The sequence below is a fragment of the Amycolatopsis rhizosphaerae genome (genome assembly GCF_007713715.1).
GTDB classification, from domain to species: domain Bacteria; phylum Actinomycetota; class Actinomycetes; order Mycobacteriales; family Pseudonocardiaceae; genus Amycolatopsis_E; species Amycolatopsis_E rhizosphaerae.
Window position 1 is genome coordinate 1 of record NZ_VJWX01000381.1, and the last position, 7,094, is coordinate 7,094.

At 70.8% G+C, this 7,094-nt stretch carries 5 protein-coding genes; all 5 read right to left on the reverse strand.

What is annotated here, in order from left to right; genetic code table 11:
• Positions 1 to 148: 148 nt before the first annotated feature.
• From FNH05_RS28005 to FNH05_RS28025, 5 genes are read right to left on the reverse strand one after another with little or no spacing between them, the layout of a single operon-like run.
• Positions 149 to 1,459, reverse strand: coding sequence for an ATP-grasp domain-containing protein (locus tag FNH05_RS28005; protein ID WP_144591847.1), 1,311 nt, complete (start codon positions 1,457 to 1,459; stop codon positions 149 to 151).
• Positions 1,456 to 2,655 carry a saccharopine dehydrogenase C-terminal domain-containing protein gene (locus tag FNH05_RS28010; RefSeq protein WP_144591848.1) on the reverse strand — a complete coding sequence of 400 codons (1,200 nt, stop codon included), beginning with the start codon at positions 2,653 to 2,655 and terminating at the stop codon, positions 1,456 to 1,458. Before FNH05_RS28010 ends, FNH05_RS28005 begins: the two co-directional genes overlap by 4 nt.
• Entirely contained in the window at positions 2,648 to 3,712 is a 1,065-nt protein-coding gene (locus FNH05_RS28015) for a saccharopine dehydrogenase (RefSeq protein WP_144591849.1), read from the reverse strand. Before FNH05_RS28015 ends, FNH05_RS28010 begins: the two co-directional genes overlap by 8 nt.
• A complete protein-coding gene (locus FNH05_RS28020; RefSeq protein WP_222426730.1) occupies positions 3,712 to 5,982 on the reverse strand; it encodes an iron-containing redox enzyme family protein in 2,271 nt (756 codons plus the stop codon). Before FNH05_RS28020 ends, FNH05_RS28015 begins: the two co-directional genes overlap by 1 nt.
• 13 nt (positions 5,983 to 5,995) lie before the next feature.
• A complete protein-coding gene (locus tag FNH05_RS28025) occupies positions 5,996 to 6,982 on the reverse strand; it encodes a beta-ketoacyl-[acyl-carrier-protein] synthase family protein (RefSeq protein WP_144591851.1) in 987 nt (328 codons plus the stop codon).
• Positions 6,983 to 7,094 lie beyond the last annotated feature (112 nt).

Genomic DNA, 7,094 nt, shown 5'->3' on the forward strand with positions numbered 1-7,094 from the left:
CCGTACCCGGTCGAGGTCAGGAACAGCACGAGGAAGATGTTGAGGAAACCGCTGAGCCGGTTGATGAAAACGCCCGCGAGCAGCGTCTTCACCGCCGGTGGTGAGTCGCGGAACGTGGCGATGACGGCCACGCGGTCCGTGGGGCCGCTCACGCGCGGTCCACGGTGATCGTCACGCGGTCGCGGACCCGCTTCTCCAGTTCGTCGAGTTCGCCGGGGCTCGGCGCGTCGATGAAGAACGTGACGGAGCGGTCATCGGAGCTGGCGGGTGGGACAAGGACGCTGCCACGCGGTTTCAGGACCAGCACCGCGCGCAGGGCAGGCCCGTCGTCGAGGCCCGGCGCGATCTCGGGCCAGACCCCGCTTTCGCCGATCCACACCGGCTCCACCCCGGGCCAGTCGACCGTGACGTCCGAGAGCACGCCGGGTTCGTGTTCCAGGTAGACCTGCCGGGTGAAGCGGCGCGGCGCCGGGTAGGACGCTTCCTCGCCGAGGGCGATGCGGAGGATCTCGGGTTCGAGGGGGACTCCGGTGGCGAGGTGGTACAGGACCAGCAGTCCGTCGCCGGGCGTGCGCCCGGCGATCTCCATCAGCACCGGCTGCCCGTCCTCGCCGATCCGCCACTCCGAGTGCGCGATGCCGTTCTCGAAGCCGAGGCGCCGCAGCAGGACCTCGTTGGCCGCGACCAGCCGCTCGTGCACGCCCTGGTCCGGCGTGGGCACGCTGTGGGCGAGTTCGACGAAGGTGCGGGCGTGTGAATCGGTGGTTTCCTTGCCGGTCGCGGAGGCGAACACGACGCGGCCGTGCTGCACGAGGCTCTCCACGGAGTACTCCGGCCCGATGACCTTGTGTTCGACCAGCACCACTTCATGGCCGGGGTAGCCGGCGATCCGGTCCCGCAGTTCGGCCTCGTCGAGCACCGTCTCGACGCCGGAGCTGGACGCGCGGGCGGCCGGCTTCACGACGGCGGGATAGGCGACCGCGCGCAGGTCGGCCGAGTCCCGTTGCTCGGCGGGAATGGTGATCGAGGAGGGGCCGAGCTCGGGCACGTACCACCGCTGGAGGTACTTGCTCCGGCACGCGCGACTGGCGCGCAGGCCGGGCGAGGGCAGGCCGAGGCCGTCGCAGAGCAGGCCGGTGGGCTCGGCGAGGTAGTCACCGACGGCATAGGCGCCGACGATCCGGTACCGCGCGCGCCACGCCGTGGTGTGCGCGACCGCGCCCGCGAGGAACGCGCCTTGGACCGTGAAGTCGCCGGACACGAAGGCGATCTCGGTGATCTGCGACGCCGGGTTCGCCGGATCGGACATCGCCGCGGAAGCCTGGCCGCGGTAGGACTCGGCGGTGATGACGAGGATCTTCAGCCCGCGCCGGGTGAGCTCGTCGAGGTAGAGCGGGTTGCGCCGGATCACCGGGAACGACCCGGTCAGGATGAAGGCACGGGGTAGGGCGGGGGTCATGCGCGCTGTTCCTCTCGAGACGATGCGTCGCGGGCATCGCGACGGCGGTGCGGGTTGTCGTGGTAGCTGATCGGGATTCCGTTCCCGCGCAGGTGATCGAGCCAGCGCGAGGCGTCCGCGGCGTTCGGCGCGGCCTGGTTCAGACCCGGCGGGAGGGCGCCGGCGAGGATCTCGCCGACGCCGAACGCGAGCGGGACCGACACGCAGCGGGACATCGCGCTCTCGGAGGGATCGCCGGTGAGGTCGAGCCGGTATTCCCCTGACCAGCGCTCGCCGTCTTCCCGGGTGACGGACAGCGCGACCGCCAGGATCACCCGGTCCCGGTCCGCCTCGGTGGTCGGGTAGCGGGCCGCGAGGTCCCGCGCCAGCGCGGTGATCCGGTCGTCGTCACCCGAGCGGATCTCGGCGAAGACGTCCGCCCACGCGGAAAGCCAACCGTCGAGCCGCAGGGTGCCGCGCACGAACTCCTCGAGGTGCCATGCCGCCGGGATGCCGTAGCGGGAGACGTAGGGCAGGCTGTCGCGGTTGGGATAGACCTCGAACTCCTCCTCGCCGAGCCGGAGGGAACGGGTGACCTCCCAGGGCAGTTCGGCGAGGAGTTCGGTGCCGTCTTCGACGTAGCGGGCGGGTGTCCGGAGCGCGGTCAGCACGCCGCGGGGCGCCCAGCTGAAGCGGTAGCGGAACTCGTTCGGCTCGGCGGGAACACCGCCGCAGTAGGAGGTGAAGCTCGCGGTGGCGCGCGGGGTGTCACCGAGCGCCTTCCGCGCCTCGCCGACGAGCAGGTCCGCGAAGAGGTGGTCGATGCCGGGGTCCAGCCCGGCCTCGGTGAGCACGGACAGCCCGGCGGCGGCCGCCCGCTCCGCCCCGGCCCGGATCTCGTCGGAAACGTAGCTGCTGCAGGCGAAGTGCGCGCCGCGATCGAGGCTGAGCCGCAGCAGTCCGGGGTGCTCGGTGCCGGGGAGCATCGAGACGACGACGTCACCGGGCGAGATTTCCCTCGCCAGGGTTTCCCGGTCGAACGCCCGTGCCTGGGCGAGGCCGGTGGCGCCCACGCGGTCCAGACATGCGCGGGCACGCGCGGCCGTCCGGCCCCACAGCACGACCCGGGACGCGGTGCCGGTCAGCACCTTCACCCCCCGGCCGGTCGACAATCCGGTGCCGACCCAGTGGACGGTTCCGGGAAGGGATTCAGGCATGGTTGTCCTCCTGGAGGAGACCGAAGTTCGCGCTTGTCTCGCGGAAGGTGTCCAGGCAGTTCCGCCACACGGGGGACATGCCCTCGAGCGAGCGCAGGTGCGGGGCCAGTTGCGCGGAGAAGTCGAGGCTGGCCTCGCGCGGCAGTAGCGACGGCAGGTTGTCGATCGCGATGAGGTCGAGGGGCGCGCCGGTGTCCCCGAGCCCGCGCACGGGCTCGGTCCAGGTGGTGACCTCGTCGTAGATCGGCAGGGTGTGGAAGGGTGATCCGACGTCGCAGGTGACATCCGAGATCACGGACAACCGGCGCGGGCGCCGCAGGGTTTCGCCCGTGAGGAACGGCGTGGCGGGTCCGGTGGCGAGCACGGCGTTCACGAGGAGGTCGTGCTCCAGGATCGCGGGGACGTCGAGGGTGCGCGTTTCCTCGATGTCCCAGCGGGTCGGTTCGGTGCCCGAGGCCGCCAGAGCGTCGCAGGCGCCGCGCCCGCACCGGCCGAGCGCGCCGATCACCAGCGCGCGCAGGGGTTCGCCGTCCCGCCGCAACGCGCGGTCCAACTCGTCCTTGGTGCCGGGCTTCAACGGCGCGGTGAGGTGCCCGCGGCTTCGCAGGACCGCCAGCGCGGCACCCGCATACCCGGCCCAGTACCCGAACGCCGCGACCCGCCTGCCGCGCGCGTCGACGAGGTATTCCAGGTCCAGCAGGGCCCCGCCGCCTTCGGCGAACCTGCGCAGCAGCGCTCGCGCGTGGCGCTGTCCCTTGTAGGCATGGCCGAAATAGATGTGCCGGTGGCGCAGTGCTTCCGGCTCGCCGGGCAGTTCCTTGAGCCCGATGACGAATTCGTCCGCGGGCGCGTCCCGCCAGCTCCCGGCCGGTGCGAGGACACATCCGGCGGCCGCGTAGTCCTCGTCGGCGAACACGCGTTGCGGCGATCGTTCGACGGTGAGGGTGATTCCCTGGCCGACGAGGGCGGCGGCGTCGCGAGGAGAGATCGGGGCGCGCCGCTCGGTCGGCCGCGTCTCGTGCCGCACAGTGATCCGCGTCGTGACCTGCCCCGTCATCACAGCACCAGCTCCGCCGTCGTTTCCCGGACCGGCCCGGCGGCCTGCCTCTCGGCGAGTTCCTTGAGCATTGGTTGTTCGAGGAAGTACGCGAACGACGCGTAGCCGCGCCAGATCCGCCGCCACTCCTCGGCGATGGCGCCGTCGCCGCTGGTCCTGCGGACCCGGTCGAGGTAGGCGACGATGATGTCGGCCGCCTGTTTGGCGTGCCCGGCCGAGAAGTTGTCGATGGTCAGATGCGCCTGCTCGTAGCAGTCGTCGAAGCCGTGGTGACGCAGCTTCTGGATCTCGTGCAGCCGCATCTCCCCGGAGCCGAACATCTCGATGGCCAGGTTGTAGCCGAGGATTTCGTTGTGGAACCGGTCGGGGAAAAGGCACAGGCACAGCTGCTGCAGCGCGAACCCGTACAGGTCGTCGGGCAGCTCGTCCTGGTCCATGAATTCCGCCGTCCGGATGTGCGGAAGGTGGATGCCCATGCTGGCGAGGGCGCGCCGCGTGAGCGTGAGGTGGTTCTTGCGGACGTCGCCGTTACCCATTTCGTCGGCATAGATGGCGAAAAGCATGCTGTCGCTCTCACGCTCTTGCCTGCCGAGCCTGCCGAGCCTGTGCAGCCACGCCCCGTCGATGAGGTAGGTCAGGTGGTAGGTGTTCTGGCGGAACAGCACTTCGTCGACGTCGGGGATCTCGGTCAGCGGTTCGTACGGGTCCACCAGCTTCTCCCAGTAGATGCGCTCCGCCCGGTGGTAGAGGGCATCGGGACTGTACTCGAAGAAGCTCGCATCGGTGTAGCGGCCGCCTGCGCCGTGTTCGAACAGGATTTCGGCGTCCTGGAAGCATTTTTCCGCCCGCTCGGCGGCCAGGGAAAGCGTGTTGGCGAAGTTTTCGATGTTGACGAGGCGGTAGAAGAGTTCGCGGTGATCCGCCGGTTCCTCTTCGGACACCACGACGTCGGCCGGGCGGGCGGCGGCGATCGCTTCACGCCAGTACCGGGCCCGGTCGTCGCCCGCGGTGTTCGGTGGCAGCGCGATGTCCGGACGCTCGCCTGCCTGCACGCGGGCCGCCCATTCGGCAAGGATCCCCGCCTCGCCCGCGCTGAAAATCCCGAACATCGGCCCGCCGAACCGGATCGCCGCGAGGAACCGGCAGTCACCGTCCCGCCGTGCCTTCAAATACGGCGATTCGCGGAACTCCGCGAGGAACTCCGCGAGCGCCGTCTCATCCACCCGCCCGGCCACGCGGCCGAAGCCGTCGAAGATGTCCACGAGCGGCAACCGGCCCACGCGGATCCGCCCGTGCTGGCGTCCGGCGAGCGGGGCATGCCTCGCGAAGATCTCCGCGACCTTCGACTCCAGCGGCTGTGTCTTCCGGAATTCGGCGAGCTGCCCCAGCATCGCGACGTGCTCGCGCTCCAGGGCCAGGGTGAGCACGACGGCGGCGACGAGCCGGTCGCGTTCTTCGCCGTCCGCGAGCCGTGCGTATTCGGCGAGCAGGTCACGCAGTTCGGACTCGGGCAGCGGCGGCGGGGTGCCGAGCAGCCGGTCGTCGACACCGAGCGCGTGGAAGGCGTAGTGCACCCCGACGACCTCGGGCAGGAAGTTCGCCGGCAGGACCGCGAGCGCCAGCGGGAAGCAGCCGAGCAGGATCGTGAGGTCCCGCGCCTGCGCCCGTTCGAGGAAGTCGGCCGCGGCGACGTCCGGGAGCGCGGCGCCCGCGTCCTCGAGTACCCTGGCCCGCCGGTAGCGGGCCGACCGGCGTGGATCACCGGCGCCGCGGAGCGCGAAATGCTGTGCGAACAGCCGGTTGACCACGACCGCGGGCTGGGTCGCCGGCTGGGACACGACGTCCAGCCAGCACCCGGCCAGCAGGCCGAGCACCCCGCGCTGGCGCAGCACGGCCGTTCGCACGTCCGGGCCGGTGGCGGCCAGTTCGTCCAGCCCGTCCAGCTCGGTGGCGAGCTCGTCGCGTGCTCTCTCGACCAGCGCGGCGACCGCGGCGGCGAAGTCCCGGGAGGGGGTTCCCGCTTCCGGGGACTTCGCGGCCAGTTCCCGGCCGCGGGTCAGGAACGCTTCGAGCACCTGCCGTGCCACGAGCAGGGTGGACTCGGACTCCTGATCGTGCAGGAGGGCGCGGAACACGCCGGCGGGCCCGGCGGACAGCACGCGCGCCGCCTCTTCGAGGCCCTTGGCGCTGAAGTGGAACGGAAGCTTCGGCAGCGCGGTGGTGGTGTCGGGTGGGACGAACGTGGGCTTGCCGGACCTCTCAGTAGGCATCTCAGTAGGCATCTCAGCGGGCATGAAGCATCGCCTCCTGCTTCTCGTGTGCCGGTTTGCGGAGCAGGACTCCGAGGCGGGAGCCGGGGATGCTGGACGCCAGCAGGTAATGGCCGCCGGGCCGCACCCCTCCGGCCGCCTCCAGGTCCGCGAGGTTGAGCACCGGGTCGGCGGCGAAACAGTGCCCGACGCGGGTGACGTTGGCCGTGTTCAGCTGATCGCGCGAAAAGCCCGCCTGCCGCTCCTTCATCACCAGCACCGGCAGGAAGATGTTGGCGTGCAGCAGGGCGTCCAGCTCGGTGACCTTCATCGCCAGCGGACCGAGCAGGCTCTCGTTGACCTTCCTCGCCAGGTCCGAGCTGATCTCCGCGGACCAGTCCAGTGAAGCGGTCTCCTGCGCGTTGGCGCACCCCAGGACCTCGTAGGCATCGTCGCGGTCTCCGTCGTCTCCGACGTCTCCGTCGTCTCCGCCGCCGTCGCCGGTGATCAGGCATCCGGCCGCGCCGTCGCTGAACAGCGCGTAGCCGGTGATGCGGTCCGCCTCGTCGATCACGCGGTCCGCGGTGACCACCAGGATCCGGCGGTACCGGCGGGCGGCCACCAGTGAGTACGCCACATCGATCCCGGCGAGCAGGTTGACGCAGCGGTTGAGGCTCAGGCCGTACACGGGGACGTCGCCCAGCCCGATGCCGGTGAGCACGGTCCGCAGGAACGCCCCGTGTCCCTCCGGCCGTCCGGGCACGAACGTCGAGCAGAACACCAGCGCGTCGACGTCGGCCGGGCTGGTCCCCGTGGCACGGAGTGTCGCCGTACCGGCGTCGACGGCCAGTTCGCCGAGACCGCGCCTGGTGCGGAACACGCTGCCCCAGCCCCACAGGCCGGCATCGGGCGCGAGACCGTACTCGTCCGCCTTCGCGGCCAGGTCCGGTAGTTCGGTGTGGTCCAGTTCCTCCTCACCGAGCACGTACCGCGGCCCGCGCAGGAAAACGGTGCCGTCCACGCTAGATCACCTCCACGTGCCTGCCGGTGGCGACGACGGACCGGAGCAGGTCCACCACCGGTGCGGGGTCGGGGTCGAAGTAGAAGTGACCGCCGTCGGCCCGGTGGTGGGC